The sequence below is a fragment of the Mycobacterium sp. SM1 genome, from assembly GCF_018361265.1.
In the GTDB taxonomy this organism is placed as follows: domain Bacteria; phylum Actinomycetota; class Actinomycetes; order Mycobacteriales; family Mycobacteriaceae; genus Mycobacterium.
The window spans coordinates 196,923-210,859 of the sequence record NZ_JAFLNH010000004.1; the positions used below are offsets into that span (position 1 = coordinate 196,923).

Genomic DNA, 13,937 nt, shown 5'->3' on the forward strand with positions numbered 1-13,937 from the left:
GCGCCGTCAGAGAGGGCGGTAATCCAATCGTTACCGCGTCGTGCTGCGCTCGCGGAGTGGCGAAACCTATTGTCAACATCTCGCCCGTAGCATCGTGCTCTCAAGGGCGCCCACGTGTTTGGAGGGAAGTGACCATGGACTTCCTTCAGAAACAGGTGCTCGGCCCGCTGAGCACGATCCTCTCCACCCACATCCTCATCTGCGTGCTTATCGGAGCGGGGATCTATTTCACGCTGCGGACCCGCTTTGTCCAGATCCGTTATTTCGGACGGATGCTTCGCCAGCTGCGGCGGTCGCGCCGGCACGCGGGCGGCATCTCGTCGTTTGAGGCGTTCTGCGTGGGCCTGGCGTCTCGGGTGGGCGTCGGCAACATCGCCGGGGTCGCTGTTGCGCTCACGCTCGGCGGTCCGGGGGCGGTGTTCTGGATGTGGGTGGTGGCGGCGGTCGGCATGGCGACGGCGCTGATCGAGGCCACGTTGGCGCAAATCTTCAAGGTGCGCTCGAATGACGGTGCCTTCCGCGGCGGCCCCGCGTTTTACATCCAGCGCGGGCTGGGCTCCCGGGCCGGCGGGATCGTCTTCGCGATTCTGGTGGTGTTCACCTTCGGGATCGCCTTCACCATGGTGGAGGCCAACGCGATCAGCGATGTCGTGCAGACGTCGCATGCGGTGACGCCGGGGTGGACGGCGCTGGGCCTTGCGGTATTTGCCGCTCCGGTCCTTTTCGGCGGGATCCGGCGTGTCGCCACGGTCGCGGGATGTGTCCTTCCCGTCGTGGCAAGCGGGTATGTGCTGCTCGCGCTGGTCATCATGGCGGTCAACATCGCGCGCCTGCCGACGGTGATCGCACAAATCGTCGGTGGCGCGTTCGGGATCACGCAGATCGCCGGCGGTGTCGGCGGTGGTGTCGCTGCCGCGATGCTCAACGGGGTCAAGCGCGGGCTGTTTGCCAGCGAGGCGGGCATGGGCAGTTCGCCCCACATCGCGGCCACCGCGACGGTGTCTCATCCGGTCGAGCAGGGCCTGATCCAGTCCCTCGCCGTTTTCGTCGACACCATGCTGGTGTGCACCGCCACGGCGGTCATCGTCATGGTGTCGGGTCCGGACGTCTACGACCCGGCTCGCCCGGCGCCGATCGCCGGTGCGAGCCTGACGCAAACGGCGATTGCCGCCGGTCTGGGGTCCTGGACCACGGACGTGATGACGATCGTGGTGTTCGTCTTCGCGTTTTCGGCCGTGCTGAGCAACTACGTGTGCGCCGAGGCCAACTTGTTTTTCCTGGGGGCGGGGCATCGAGGGGTCGCGGTGCTCAAAGTGGTGACGCTGGTCGCGATCGCCGTCGGGGCGATGGGCAAGCTGGGGCTGGTGTGGTCGCTCGCCGATGCCGGGATGGCGTTGGTGGCAGTCGTCAACCTGATCGCGATTTGCCTGCTGGGTAAGTGGGCGTTTGCCGCCGTACGGGATTTCCACCGCCAGTCCGTCGCGGGCCGAGAGCCGGTGTTCAACATCGCCGAGCTGCCCGGTGTGCTCGACGGCGATGTCTGGCAGTTCCCCGGGCGGCGGCCGCTTCGCCGGGACGTCGTGACCTCGGCGCCGGCCACCGCGGGTACCTGACCGCGCGCGAGCGCCGGGGGCGCAGTCAGCGGATGTCGCTACGGGTTGCTGCCGGGACTGGTGGCGCCGCCGGCGGTGTAGGACTGCTTGCCGGTACCGGCCAGCTGCCCACCGGCCACGATGAGGTATTCCTCGCGGATGGGCCGCCCGGCGAACCAGTCTTCGAGGATTTCGCGGGTGCCGGCGGCGTAGCGAGCCTGGGCGGACAGCGTGGTGCCCGAAACGTGGGGCGTCATGGCGTTGTAGGGCATTCGGCGCCACGGGTGCTCGGCCGGCGGCGGCTGGGGGTACCAGACATCGCCGGCATAGCCCGCGAGCTGGCCGCTGTTCAGCGCGGCCACCACCGCGTCGCGCACGCAGATTTCGGCGCGAGCGGTGTTGACGATGTAGGAACCGCGCCGCATCGATGCCAGCAGCTTCTCGTCGAACAGGTGGTAGGTCTGCGGGTGCAGCGGGGCGTGGATGGAGACCACGTCGACCGCGCGCACCAGCGACTGGGCATCGGGATGGTAGCTGACGCCGAGTTGCTGCTCGACCTCGGCCGGCAGCCGGTGGGTGTCGGTGTAGTGCAGGTTGACATCGAAGGGCGCCAGGCGGCGCAGCACGGCTTGCCCGATGCGCCCGGCGGCGAGCACCCCCACATCCATGCCCTCCAGGTCGTAGGCGCGTGCGGCGCAGTCCGCGATGTTCCAGCCGCCCTGCGCCGCCCATTGGTGCGACGGGATGAAGTTTCGTACCAGCGCCAGGATCTGCATGACCGCATGCTCGGCGACGCTGATGCTGTTGCTGTAGGTGATTTCGGCGACCGTGATGCCTCGGGTGATCGCGGCGTCGAGATCCACGTGATCCGAGCCGATCCCCGCGGTGATGGCCAGTTTGAGCTTGGCGGCTTTGGCAATCCGCTCGGCGGTCAAATATGCGGGCCAAAACGGTTGGGAGATAACGATATCGGCGTCGGGCAGGTGATGCTCGAACTCGGAGTCCGGGCCGTCTTTGTCGGCGGTCACCACCAGCTGATGTCCGGCGTCCTCGAGGAATTTCCGCAGGCCCAGCGCGCCGGAGACGCAACCCACCAGCTCACCGGGAGTGAAATCGATGCCCGACGGGCTGGGCAGGCTCTGGCCACCGGGATAGCCCTGGATCACCGGGATGCTGTCGCGGGCATACACCGGCGGGTAGCCGGAGACCGGATCCGGGTACAACACCAGCACGATCTTTGCCATGACGTCCTCCTCTGACGGCTTGCCAACCGGGCCGCCGGGCCGTTCACGGTCTGCGCGAGCGGCGCTGCCCGCCTAGGGGTGGCTGTGCGAGAGAGACTATCCGGTGCTGCCGCACAGCTCGGTGGCGACCCGTGTGTCACCGAGCGCGCAGCAGCGCGTGCGTCGCGCCATCGGGGTCACGCCGAAGGGATCGTTGCTCCTTCGCCGGGCCTGGATCGGCGCATCGGGTATTCGTGATGACTCTTCTTGATGGGGAAACGCCGTGCGGATCACTCCCCGCGGGGCAATGATGAGCACATGAGACTTCCGTTGGTGGCGCTTGGTGTCGCGGCGCTGATCGGCTTGGCGGTGCCGGTTCGCGCCGATCCGGCCGGTGACGACGCACGATTTCTCGCGGCACTGAACGACGCCGGGATCACCTACACCAACGCGGACAAAGCGGTTGCGGCCGGCAAAGCGGTGTGCATGAAGATGGATGACGGTACGGCGGCCCCGGATGTTGTCAAGCAACTCACGGAGGCCAACCCGGGATTCATGGTGCAAAAAGCCGAAAAATTCGGCTCTTCTGACGCTTCCGTGGGCCGGTTGTTGATGTAAGGGGCGCACGTCGTTGTGGCTTAAGGTTTCTGGCTTGTGGAAGGTCAGGAACCAAAGGAGCCAACAACGACGTGCGCAATGTGAGGCTATGGCGTGCGCTGCTGGGTGTCGACCAGCGCACCGTGATCGAAGACATCGAGTTCGAGGAGTTCGGGGAGGAAGACGCCGACGGCGACACGCTGGTGGTGGCGCGGGTGCGGCCGCGAAGTGGTGTTTCGCGCCGTTGTGGCCGCTGCGGTCGCAGGGCGCCCTGGTATGACCGGGGTGAGGGTCGGCGCCGGTGGCGGGGCCTGGATTGGGGCACGATGCAGGTGGTGCTGGAGGCCGATGCGCCGCGGGTGAACTGCCCCGCCCATGGGCCTACGGTGGTGGCGGTGCCGTGGGCGCGCCACCATGCCGGGCACACTGTGGCCTTTGATGACACGGTGGCCTGGCTGGCGGTGGCGTGTTCGAAAACCGCGGTGTGCGAGTTGATGCGGGTCGCCTGGCGCACCGTAGGGGCGATCGTGGCGAGGGTGTGGGCCGACACGGAGAAGAGGATCGACCGGTTGCGAACTGTTGCGTGTTGAGTGTAGTTAAGTGTGCGTAAGTGTGTTTGAATTGGTGTTGTGAATCTGGCGGATTGGGCCGGATCGGTTGGGGTGAACCGGCATACGGCTTATCGCTGGTTTCGGGAGGGAACGCTGCCAGTGCCCGCGGAGCGGGTGGGCCGGCTGATTCTGGTGCGCGCGACGCCGGCCGGCGGGGGCGCGGCGGACAGTGTGGTGATCTATGCCGGGGTGTCCAGCCATGATCAGCGCGCCGATTTGGATCGCCAGGTGGCCCGGTTGACGGCGTGGGTGACCGAGCGGGATCTGACGGTGGGGCAGGTCGTTACCGAGGTCGGGTCGGGGCTGACCGGCAAACGCCCGAAGCTGCGCCGGATCTTGTCGGACCCGGATGGGAAGGTCATTGTTGTGGAGCATCGCGACCGGTTGGCCCGCTTCGGGGTGAAGCATCTGGAGGTGGCGTTGGCTGCGCAGGGGCGGCGGATCGTGGTGGCCGATCCCGGGGAGACCACCGATGATCTGGTGCGCGACATGATCGAGGTCCTCACGTCGATGTGCGCCCGGCTGTGTGGGCGGCGCGGGGCACGGAACCGGGCGATGCGCGCGCTGACGGCCGCTAAACAGGGACCGGGCCGGGCGGCATGATCGTCGGGATGCGCAGCCGGGCGCAGGCCGCGAAGGTGGCCGCGGCCACCGGCGGGGCGCATCTGGCGGGCAAGCCGAAACCCGATGGGACGCCGACGTGGTCCCGGTATGTCGATGTGGGCGCCGATTTCGAGGCGCACCGGGCGGCGGTGGAGTCGGTGTCGGTGTTGTTCGAGCTGTTCGATGGGGACGCCGACGGCTATGCCGCGACCGGGTCGCCGGGTGCGAAGTTGCCCACCGGGTGGACGGTGACAGCGGCCAAGTTCGAGGTCGAATGGCCCGCCGAGCCGGATCGGGCTGGGTTGGTGCGCTCGCATTTCGGCGCGCGGCGCAAGGCGTTCAACTGGGGCCTGGCCCAAGTGAAGGCCGACCTGGACGCCAAAGCTGCCGATCCAGGCCATGAGCCGGTGGGCTGGGACCTGGGTTCGCTGCGGTGGGCGTGGAACCGCGCCAAAGACATGGTCGCGCCGTGGTGGGCCGAGAATTCCAAAGAGGCCTACTCCTCAGGGCTGGCCGATCTGGCGCGGGCGCTGCAGAACTGGTCGGCCAGCCGCAACGGCACACGGCGAGGTCGCCGTGTGGGCTTTCCGCGTCTCAAATCCGCGCGCCGCGACGCCGGCAGAGTACGTTTCACCACCGAAACCATGCGAGTCGAGGACGATCGGCGCACCATCACCGTGCCGGTGATCGGGCCGCTGCGATCCAAGGAGAACACCCGCCGGGTGCAACGGCATGTCGCTTCCGGGCGGGCCCGCATTCTGAACGTGACGCTGTCGCAGCGGTGGGGCCGGTTGTTCGTCTCGATCGGCTACGCGCTGCGCACACCGGCCACCGCGCCCACGGTGGCCTCGCCGACCGTGGTCGCCGGCATCGACCTCGGGGTGCGCGCTTTGGCCACCGTCGCCACCCTCGACACCGCCACCGGCGAAGAGTCGATCATCGAATACCCAAATCCGGTCCCGCTGAAAGCCACCCTGGCGGCGCGGCGGCGGGCCGGGCGTGAACTTTCCCGCCGCATTCCCGGATCGCGCGGCCACCGGGCAGCGAAAGCCAAGCTGACCCGGCTGGATCGCCGGTGCGTGCACCTGCGGCGGCAAGCCGCCCATCGGCTCACCACCGAGCTGGCCGGCGGCTATGGCCACATCGTGATCGAAGACCTCGACGTGGCCGCCATGAAACGCAGCATGGGACGACGCGCCTACCGGCGCGCCGTCTGCGATGCGGCGATGGGTTCGATCAGGCCGATGCTGGCCTACAAGGCCGCCCGCCACGGCGCGGTGCTCACGGTGGCGGATCGCTGGTTCCCATCCAGCCAGATCCATCACGGCTGCGCCCAACCCGACGGCACCGCGTGCCGGCTGATCGGCAAAGGGCGCATCGACAAGCTGCTGGTGTGTCCGCGCACCGGCGACGTCGTCGACCGTGATCGCAACGCCGCGCTTAATCTCCGTGACTGGCCGGATCACGCCAGTTGTGGTCCAGTCGGGACCACGGCCCCACCGGTACCCGGGCCAACCGCATCGGTTGGTACAGGCCATGGCGCGGACACCGGAACATCCGGTGCCGGCGGAGCATCCGTAAGACCCCGCCCGCGCGGGGCCGGATGCGGAGAGGCCAAAACCCAAACCCCGCAAGGGGACGCCGCATGAGCGTGCAACTCAAACACACTCAACGGCAACGGTTTGCGGGTCTGCGTCGGATCGGCATCGATGAGATCTCCTATAAGCGTCACCACAAGTACCTCACGGTGGTGGTTGACCACGACAGCGGCCGGCTGGTGTGGGCCGCCCCGGGCCGCGACACCAAGACGCTGCGGCGGTTTTTTGGGTTTCCCCTGAAAACGTGGAGGTTTCCGTTATGCGGCCTCCGGTTGGATGGCCGTGATTTTTTCGTATTCGACGGGTGGCAGCAACCCGGCTGAGCTGTGCCGACGTCGGGTGTTGTAGAACTCGTAGCACCAGGTGGTGATGGCCTCGCGTGCCTGTGCCTTGGTGGCGAAGTGGTGGCGGGACAGCACCTCGTGTTCGAGGGGGGAAAAGAACGCCTCGCTGGCGGCGTTGTCGAAGCACGACCCGACACGTCCCATCGATTGGCGCACCCCGAGCTTGCGGCACAGCTTAGTGAAATCATTGGCGGTGTAGGTAGATCCGCGATCAGTGTGAAAGATCACGCCAGCGATCGCTGCGCGCCCGCCACGTACTGCGACGGCCATCTTGATCGCGTCGCTGGCCAGCTCCGCATCGGGGTGCTTCGACATCGGGCAAGCCAGCAAACGTCGCCCGCACAGGTCCAAGACCGAAGCCAAAGACAGTTTGCCCTCATCGGTGGGGATTTCGGTGATATCACCGCACCACGCCCGGTTGGGCGCTGCGGCGGTGAAGTCCCGTTTGAGCAGGTCGGGGAACTGAGGTGCCTTCTTGTCCTGGCGGGTCAACCCCCTGGGGCGCTTAGGCTTGCGCCCGGCCAGCCCGTGCCGGCGCATCGAGTCGGCCACCGTGTTCACGCTGACCTTCCAGCCTTCAGCGAGCAGGTCGGCGTGGATCCGCGGCCAGCCGTAGGTGCGCTGGGAGCGCTCGAACAGCTCCGCCACTCGCGCATCCAGCCGCGCGCGGCGTCGCTGCCGCTCAGTGGGCTCGCGGTCCAGCCACTTATAGAACCAGGAAACGCTGACCCCCAAAAGCGCGCAGCACACCGTGTGTGGCACCCGATGCAAGGTCCTCTGGTCGGCGATAAAGCGGGCCACACTCACCTCGTCGCCTCCTTGACCCAGCCGACCACGGATCGCTTGAGCACATCACGCTTCATGCGCAGCTCGGCGACCTCGGCTCGCGGCCGCTTCAACTCGGCGATATCACCGGTGGAAAGCCCCTGGGCGCCTTCCCGCTCAGCACGATCTTTGGCAACCCAATTACCCAGGGTGCCCGGATGGATCCCGAGGTCTCGGGCCACCTGCGCGATCGGCTTACCGGTATCCCGGACTATCCGCACCGCTCCCTCCCCCAAACTCCCGGTCGAACTTCCTACGCGTCTCTGACATGCCCTTACCTCATAGTGCATGCCTCCACACTTTCGGGGGATTTCCCTTTCGACGCTCTGGGCGCCCAGCGGTGCGCGCAGATCACCCATGTGTCCGCCGATGCGGCGGAGTGGATTGCCGATGTGGTCGCCGAGCGCTGCCCGGGCGCGATCCGCTGCGCAGATCCGTTTCATGTGGTGGCCTGGGCCACCGAGGCGCTGGATGCCGAGCGGCGCCGGGCCTGGAACGACGCGCGAGCGATCGCGCGCGGCGAGGCCAAATGGGGCCGTGGTCGGCCCAGCAGGAACACCGCGCCGCGGCCGGGTCATGAACGGGCACGGCGGCTCAAAGCCGCCCGCTATGCACTGTGGAAAAACCCCGAAGACCTCACCGAACGCCAAACCGCAAAGCTGGCCTGGATCGCCAGAACTGATACCCGGCTCTACCGCGCATGTCTGCTCAAAGAGGGATTGCGCTATGTGTTTTCGGTCAAGGGCGAGGAAGGCAAGCAGGCCCTGGACCGGTGGATCTCCTGGGCACGGCGCTGCCGCATCCCAGTCTTCGTCGAGCTGGCCGGCCGAATCGTGCGACACCGCGAAGCCATCGACGCCGCCCTCGACCATGCCCTATCGCAGGGACTGATCGAATCCACCAACACCAAAATCCGACTCCTGACCCGGATTGCGTTCGGATTCCGCTCCCCGGAAGCACTCATCGCCCTGGCAATGCTCGCCCTCGGCGGGCACCGACCCGCCCTGCCAGGCCGCGCCAAACACCCACGGATCAGTCAGTAGGGCCAAAAATTCGTGGGGATCGCAGCCAGCGTGTACTGTCCTCAACACATCGCCGGCGGCGGTGGGGGCTGACCGGCGCCTGCTCCGGTTGCGTAGATGGCCGCTCGCGCTTGGGCGAAGTTGCTCGCCGGGGTGGTCGTGCGCAGTGCGTCGCAGTCACGAGCGAGCCGAGAAGGCGTTGGTCGGCGTCCGGTGGAGTTGCGATCGCCTCGATCGCCTGAGGAGCGACGCGCCACGGCCAGTGCGGGTTTCAGGAGGCGCCGGGGTCTTGCCGCCGTGGGCGGCGCAGCGACGGCGCTGGTTTCGCGTCGACTGGCTTCGACGCCGGCGCTGGCGGCCGCCGCAATTGGTTTCGCATAACCGTTGCCGTTGAGTGTGTTTGAGTTGCACGCTCATGCGGCGTCCCCTTGCGGGGTTTGGGTTTTGGCCTCTCCGCATCCGGCCCCGCGTGGGCGGGGTCTTACGGATGCTCCGCCGGCACCGGATGTTCCGGTGTCCGCGCCATGGCCTGTGCCAACCGATGCGGTTGGCCCGGGTACCGGTGGGGCCGTGGTCCCGACTGGACCACAACTGGCGTGATCCGGCCAGTCACGGAGATTAAGCGCGGCGTTGCGATCACGGTCGACGACGTCGCCGGTGCGCGGACACACCAGCAGCTTGTCGATGCGCCCTTTGCCGATCAGCCGGCACGCGGTGCCGTCGGGTTGGGCGCAGCCGTGATGGATCTGGCTGGATGGGAACCAGCGATCCGCCACGGTGAGCACCGCGCCGTGGCGGGCGGTTTTGTAGGCCAGCATCGGCCTGATCGAACCCATCGCCGCATCGCAGACGGCGCGCCGGTAGGCGCGTCGTCCCATGCTGCGTTTCATGGCGGCCACGTCGAGGTCTTCGATCACGATGTGGCCATAGCCGCCGGCCAGCTCGGTGGTGAGCTGATGGGCGGCTTGCCGCCGCAGGTGCACGCACCGGCGATCCAGGCGGGTCAGCTTGGCTTTCGCTGCCCGGTGGCCGCGCGATCCGGGGATGCGGCGGGAAAGTTCACGCCCGGCCCGCCGCCGCGCCGCCAGGGTGGCTTTCAGCGGGACCGGATTTGGGTATTCGATGATCGACTTTTCACCGGTGGCGGTGTCGAGGGTGGCGACGGTGGCCAAAGCGCGCACCCCGAGGTCGATGCCGGCGACCACGGTCGGCGAGGCCACCGTGGTCGCGGTGGCCGGTGTGGCAGCGCGTAGCCGATCGAGACGAACAACCGGCCCCACCGCTGCGACAGCGTCACGCTCAGAATGCGGGCCCGCCCGGAAGCGACATGCCGTTGCACCCGGCGGGTGTTCTCCTTGGATCGCAGCGGCCCGATCACCGGCACGGTGATGGTGCGCCGATCGTCCTCGACTCGCATGGTTTCGGTGGTGAAACGTACTCTGCCGGCGTCGCGGCGCGCGGATTTGAAACGCGGAAAGCCCACACGGCGACCTCGCCGTGTGCCGTTGCGGCTGGCCGACCAGTTCTGCAGCGCCCGCGCCAGATCGGCCAGCCCTGAGGAGTAGGCCTCTTTGGAATTGTCGGCCCACCACGGCGCGACCATGTCTTTGGCGCGGTTCCACGCCCACCGCAACGAACCCAGGTCCCAGCCCACCGGCTCGTGGCTTGGATCGGCAGCTTTGGCGTCCAGGTCGGCTTTCACTTGGGCCAGGCCCCAGTTGAACGCCTTGCGCCGCGCGCCGAAATGCGAGCGCACCAACCGCGCCCGATCCGGCTCGGCGGGCCATTCGACCTCAAACTTGGCTGCTGTCACCGTCCACCCGGTGGGCAACGGCGCACCGGGCGAACCCGTCTGGGCGCAGCCCTCGGCGTCCCCATCGAACAGCTCGAACAACACCGACACCGACTCCACCGCCGCCCGGTGCGCCTGAAAGTCTGCGCCGATATCGACATACCGGGACCACGTCGGCGTCCCATCGGGTTTCGGCTTGCCCGCCAGATGCGCCCCGCCGGTGGCCGCGGCCACCTTCGCGGCCTGCGCCCGGGTGCGCATCCCGACGATCATGCCGCCTGGCCCGGTCCCTGTTTAGCGGCCGTCAGCGCGCGCATCGCCCGGTTCCGTGCCCCGCGCCGCCCACACAGCCGGGCGCACATCGACGTGAGGACCTCGATCATGTCGCGCACCAGATCATCGGTGGCCTCCCCGGGGTCGGCCACCACGATCCGCCGCCCCTGCGCAGCCAACGCCGCCTCCAGATGCTTCACCCCCAAGCGGGCCAACCGGTCGCGATGCTCCACAACAATGACCTTCGCATCCGGGTCCGACATTTAGTCTCGGTGTGAGTCCACGGGCAGGTCCGAGGGTCCGACTGGGACACCTGGTGATCCCTGAGATTTGAGCGGCCTCCCGTGGACTTTGGTGTCTGGTCGTGCGGTGTTCTTGTTCGGGAACTTGGAGCCAGCCCGTGGTGTGGACTCCTGCTTAGAGAATGTCTGGACCGTGGCCGTGGCGCTCAGTCACCTGGTGATCTGGAAGAGCTTGTGGCAGGAGGGTTTTGCAGTGGCATTGACGTTGGGGATCGACGTCGCGGTCCGGGCGGCGCATCAGGCGACGCTGGCCCGTGAGGGCAAGACGGTGTGGCGGGGCCGTAAGTTCTTGACCCGCCCCGACGAGCTGGAGCGGGTGTGGGCCGATGTGGGTGCCGAGGATCCAGGCGAGCTGACGGTGGTGCTCGAGCCCACCAGAAACGCCTGGATTGTGGCCTACGAACCCCCAAGTGGCTTGACTTCAGTTAGGAACTCAACTATGCATCCTTCGATGCGGACAGCCACGTCAACCACGCCGCCCTGTGTGTAGGGGTGAGGCGTGCCGCGGTGCGCCGTAGATATGCCGCGATCACCACGCGCACGCGGCGGCTTCGCGTAGCTCGTCGCTCGCCAAACCCGTGTACCGCTGGGTGGTGGCCACCGAGGCGTGCCCCAGCAGGGTTTGCACCGCCCGCAGATTCCGCGAGCCGCGGTAGGCGCGGGTGGCGAAACGATGCCGCAGATGATGCATCGACCGGCCACCCGGCAGCGCGCAGGCAACGAGTTTCCCCACATGCGCGGCGCTGACATGCCCGCCGAGCATGTTGGGGAACAACCATCCCGGCACGGGCGCGCCGGGGGTGTGGCCGGCCGCGCCTAGCCGCACCAGCGCCGCCAGCTCCCGACTCAACGGCACCACCCGCTCTTTACCACCCTTGCCGTGCACCAGCAGCGCGGGCGCGTCGGGATGGTCGAGCAGGTCGCGGGTGTGGATTTGGGCGACCTCGGGCGCCGCAACCCGGCCTCGGCCGCCAGCCGCAGCATGAGCCGCCCACCCCCGCCCGGCGCGCCGGGCGGCCGCTGTGCCAGACACGGGGGCTGGTGCGCAAACCTGGCATCGCCGAGTTTGGGCACCCGCTCAGGCAACGACTACGCAGAGTTTGCTGCCGATCTGCCGCCATGTCGTGCCGAATCGGCACGGCATGGATCGGCAAGAGCCAGACACCCGGGGCGCATTTCCCCGAGGAGGGCTAGTTCCAGGAGTGTTGGGGACAGTAAGCTGCCTCGGCTGCGTCGACAAACTGTTTTGCGCCGTTTGGTGGCAGGTTGGGGTTAGCTGCAAGCAGCTCCGATACTATCTGGTCGTATGGGGTGCCTTGTGCGGATGCTTTACATACAGTGTGGGCGATTCTGATTTCAACTTGGGGGCCTTCAGGTGTTGTGATGCCGTCGTTGCGGAGCGCGGTCAGGAACTGGTCATCGGCCAACCATTCTGGTTGCGGTGCTGCTTGGGGGGTGTGCTCATGCCCAACATTGTCGGGGTAGGCACTGGTTGGGGGCGGCGGCGTGATTGTGGTATTGGGTTGCGGTGCTGGTGCGGGCGACGTTGGCGGTGTGGGGGGTGTGGGGAGGGGCTTGGTTACTGGGGATGGTGTTGGTTGCGCTGACACGTGGGGGGGTGTGCTGTGGGTTTGTTGTTGGCGGTAGAAGCGCATCCCGAGGATGGTGGTGGCCGCGGCGGTGACGATGAACACAATGACAACGGCAAACCAGCGGAGCGCGTGGTGTGGGCGCGGGATGTCATCGGGGATGGTTTCGGTTTGGGACCATGCGAGGGCATCGGTTAGTGGCGCTGGCTGCTGCTCGGTGGGGTGAGCTGGGAGGGCTTGGGCGCTGAGGGTTTCGTTGTTTTCTGTGATGTCGGGTTTCCTTTTGTCGGCGTTTTCTATGGATTGGACAGTAGTGCCCGGCTTCGCTGATTGACCAGCCTTCGGATCGGGCTTCGCGTCGTAACCCCGGATCGCACCACTGGATAGGGCCGCTCGGGTGCAGCAGCATCCCGGCCAGCAGCGCCGCGACAGTCACCGCTGCACCTGGTGGGTGGCGCGGTGCCGCTGGTAGACATGCCAGCCGTGGGTGCCCAGCGCCACCAACCCCATCACCAGGCCGGCGGCGGCCGCCGCCACCACATACACCAGCACCGCGACAGCGATGATGAGCGCCGCGATCAGCAGCGCCTCGACCGGCAGCCCGGTGCCGACGCGGATGGGGCCGAGTCGGGTGCGCGCCACCGGCACGGATACCCACATTCGCGGCGTCACCGCGCGCCCCCGGCTTGCGCCGCCGCGTCGGCGCGAGCGTCGCCTTCGACGATGAACAACAGGCGCTCGGCATAGGCGAGCGCGTCGGCGATCCTCCCGGCCAGCTCGAACGCCCGCGCCGCCCGCGCCCCGGCGAGATACCCTTGCGCGCCGAGCGCGTGCAGGCGCGCGTCAGCCAGCGCGTCCCGGCACTCGCGCAAGCACCCCAATGCCTGCTCGGCGGGTGTCATAGCCGCACCCCCTCGCCCGGCTGGCCGCCTGGGGCCACCCGCTCCAGCCACGGCGCATCATCCCCCGATGTGTCGATACCCGCTCGGCGCAGAGCCGCGCGCTCACGATCTAGCGCACCCCACCCCGCTACGCCGTCCGCGTGCCGGGAACACACCACCATGCGCTCGCCGTCGCGGCGGCACACCAGGAACTCGTGCCGCTCGGTGTCACCTTCAGCAGTCTCGATAGCGTCCAGCAGCGCGCCAGCCAGCTCGCGGGCCCGCTCAACGGTGAGACCACCCGCCGGCGCGGCCACCGCGTCGCTGACGAAAACGACCGGCTTCGAGCGCATCACCCGGCCGCCCACGATGCGGTCGTAGACGGTGATCCACACATCCCCGCCGGCGAACTCGCGGTCCCACACGGTCACCGGCCCGTCGTCATCGACGAGATAGTCCGGGTCGATGCCGCGTAGCCACGTCGGCGCGGGCGGCGCGGCGTGCTCGGCCCCGCGTTGGCCGCCCTGGCCGGGCACCCACCAGTTCGGCGGCGCGGGCGCGGGCCCGATATCGATCAAATCGGCGGTGTCGTGCATGGCGAACCCCTCTCGGTCTTGCCAGACCGGGGACACCGAATCGCTCAACACCGTTTTGGCACGTCTTTGGCACGAAACACGCCTAGGCC

Annotated in this window: 12 protein-coding genes and 6 pseudogenes; 8 read left to right on the forward strand and 10 right to left on the reverse strand. The window is 67.7% G+C overall.

The annotated features are described in order from the left end of the window. Window positions 1-134 precede the first annotated feature (134 nt). Window positions 135-1,613 (forward strand): sodium:alanine symporter family protein, encoded by a 1,479-nt coding sequence (locus MSM1_RS17420; protein WP_213444856.1) that lies wholly within the window; start codon window positions 135-137, stop codon window positions 1,611-1,613. 38 nt (window positions 1,614-1,651) lie between these two features. Here MSM1_RS17420 and MSM1_RS17425 read toward each other — a convergent pair whose 3' ends face one another. Continuing rightward, window positions 1,652-2,836 (reverse strand): NAD-dependent formate dehydrogenase, encoded by a 1,185-nt coding sequence (locus MSM1_RS17425; protein ID WP_213444857.1) that lies wholly within the window; start codon window positions 2,834-2,836, stop codon window positions 1,652-1,654. A 297-nt stretch (window positions 2,837-3,133) separates the two neighbouring features. Here MSM1_RS17425 and MSM1_RS17430 point away from each other — a divergent pair, with 297 nt between their 5' ends. The 5 genes and pseudogenes from MSM1_RS17430 to MSM1_RS17450 form a co-directional block, all read left to right on the forward strand. Next, on the forward strand, window positions 3,134-3,433 hold the full coding sequence (locus tag MSM1_RS17430; RefSeq protein WP_213444858.1) for a DUF732 domain-containing protein: 300 nt from the start codon (window positions 3,134-3,136) through the stop codon (window positions 3,431-3,433). 71 nt (window positions 3,434-3,504) lie between these two features. Next, window positions 3,505-3,981, forward strand: a pseudogene (locus MSM1_RS17435) (transposase family protein); the annotation flags it as partial. Between the two features lie 60 nt (window positions 3,982-4,041). Beyond that, window positions 4,042-4,626: an IS607 family transposase gene (locus MSM1_RS17440; RefSeq protein WP_213444859.1), complete on the forward strand. Its 585-nt coding sequence runs from the start codon at window positions 4,042-4,044 to the stop codon at window positions 4,624-4,626. After that, on the forward strand, window positions 4,623-6,275 hold the full coding sequence (tnpB, locus tag MSM1_RS17445) for an IS607 family element RNA-guided endonuclease TnpB (protein WP_213444861.1): 1,653 nt from the start codon (window positions 4,623-4,625) through the stop codon (window positions 6,273-6,275). The genes MSM1_RS17440 and tnpB (MSM1_RS17445) overlap by 4 nt, the downstream gene beginning before the upstream one ends. A 29-nt stretch (window positions 6,276-6,304) precedes the next feature. After that, window positions 6,305-6,451 (forward strand): annotated as a pseudogene (locus MSM1_RS17450) (transposase); the annotation flags it as partial. Window positions 6,452-6,481: 30 nt separating this feature from the next. On the opposite strand, the gene MSM1_RS17455 reads toward MSM1_RS17450, so the two are convergent. Continuing rightward, on the reverse strand, window positions 6,482-7,375 hold the full coding sequence (locus MSM1_RS17455; protein WP_213444862.1) for an IS3 family transposase: 894 nt from the start codon (window positions 7,373-7,375) through the stop codon (window positions 6,482-6,484). After that, window positions 7,372-7,614, reverse strand: coding sequence for a transposase (locus MSM1_RS17460; protein ID WP_213444864.1), 243 nt, complete (start codon window positions 7,612-7,614; stop codon window positions 7,372-7,374). Before MSM1_RS17460 ends, MSM1_RS17455 begins: the two co-directional genes overlap by 4 nt. 96 nt (window positions 7,615-7,710) lie before the next feature. Between MSM1_RS17460 and MSM1_RS17465 the strand changes: the two are divergent. Further along, window positions 7,711-8,436 (forward strand): annotated as a pseudogene (locus tag MSM1_RS17465) (transposase); the annotation flags it as partial. 392 nt (window positions 8,437-8,828) lie between these two features. Here MSM1_RS17465 and tnpB (MSM1_RS17470) read toward each other — a convergent pair. Together tnpB (MSM1_RS17470) and MSM1_RS17475 are read right to left on the reverse strand one after the other, a co-directional pair. Continuing rightward, a pseudogene (gene tnpB / locus MSM1_RS17470) lies at window positions 8,829-10,480 on the reverse strand (IS607 family element RNA-guided endonuclease TnpB). Continuing rightward, window positions 10,477-10,743 (reverse strand): annotated as a pseudogene (locus MSM1_RS17475) (IS607 family transposase); the annotation flags it as partial. The pseudogenes tnpB (MSM1_RS17470) and MSM1_RS17475, both read right to left, overlap by 4 nt. 91 nt (window positions 10,744-10,834) lie before the next feature. Here MSM1_RS17475 and MSM1_RS22090 point away from each other — a divergent pair. After that, entirely contained in the window at window positions 10,835-11,272 is a 438-nt protein-coding gene (locus tag MSM1_RS22090) for a hypothetical protein (protein ID WP_236056851.1), read from the forward strand. 39 nt (window positions 11,273-11,311) lie between these two features. Here the strand turns inward: MSM1_RS22090 and MSM1_RS17485 are convergent. From MSM1_RS17485 to MSM1_RS17505, 5 genes and pseudogenes are all read right to left on the reverse strand, one after another. Then, window positions 11,312-11,769: pseudogene (locus MSM1_RS17485) on the reverse strand (tyrosine-type recombinase/integrase); the annotation flags it as partial. Window positions 11,770-11,972: 203 nt separating this feature from the next. Then, window positions 11,973-12,437: a DUF732 domain-containing protein gene (locus MSM1_RS23060; RefSeq protein WP_374101750.1), complete on the reverse strand. Its 465-nt coding sequence runs from the start codon at window positions 12,435-12,437 to the stop codon at window positions 11,973-11,975. Between the two features lie 366 nt (window positions 12,438-12,803). After that, on the reverse strand, window positions 12,804-13,019 hold the full coding sequence (locus MSM1_RS17495) for a hypothetical protein (RefSeq protein ID WP_213444868.1): 216 nt from the start codon (window positions 13,017-13,019) through the stop codon (window positions 12,804-12,806). 20 nt (window positions 13,020-13,039) lie between these two features. Beyond that, window positions 13,040-13,273: a hypothetical protein gene (locus tag MSM1_RS17500; RefSeq protein WP_213444870.1), complete on the reverse strand. Its 234-nt coding sequence runs from the start codon at window positions 13,271-13,273 to the stop codon at window positions 13,040-13,042. Continuing rightward, window positions 13,270-13,848, reverse strand: coding sequence for a hypothetical protein (locus MSM1_RS17505; protein WP_213444872.1), 579 nt, complete (start codon window positions 13,846-13,848; stop codon window positions 13,270-13,272). The genes MSM1_RS17500 and MSM1_RS17505 overlap by 4 nt, the downstream gene beginning before the upstream one ends. Window positions 13,849-13,937: the final 89 nt, after the last annotated feature.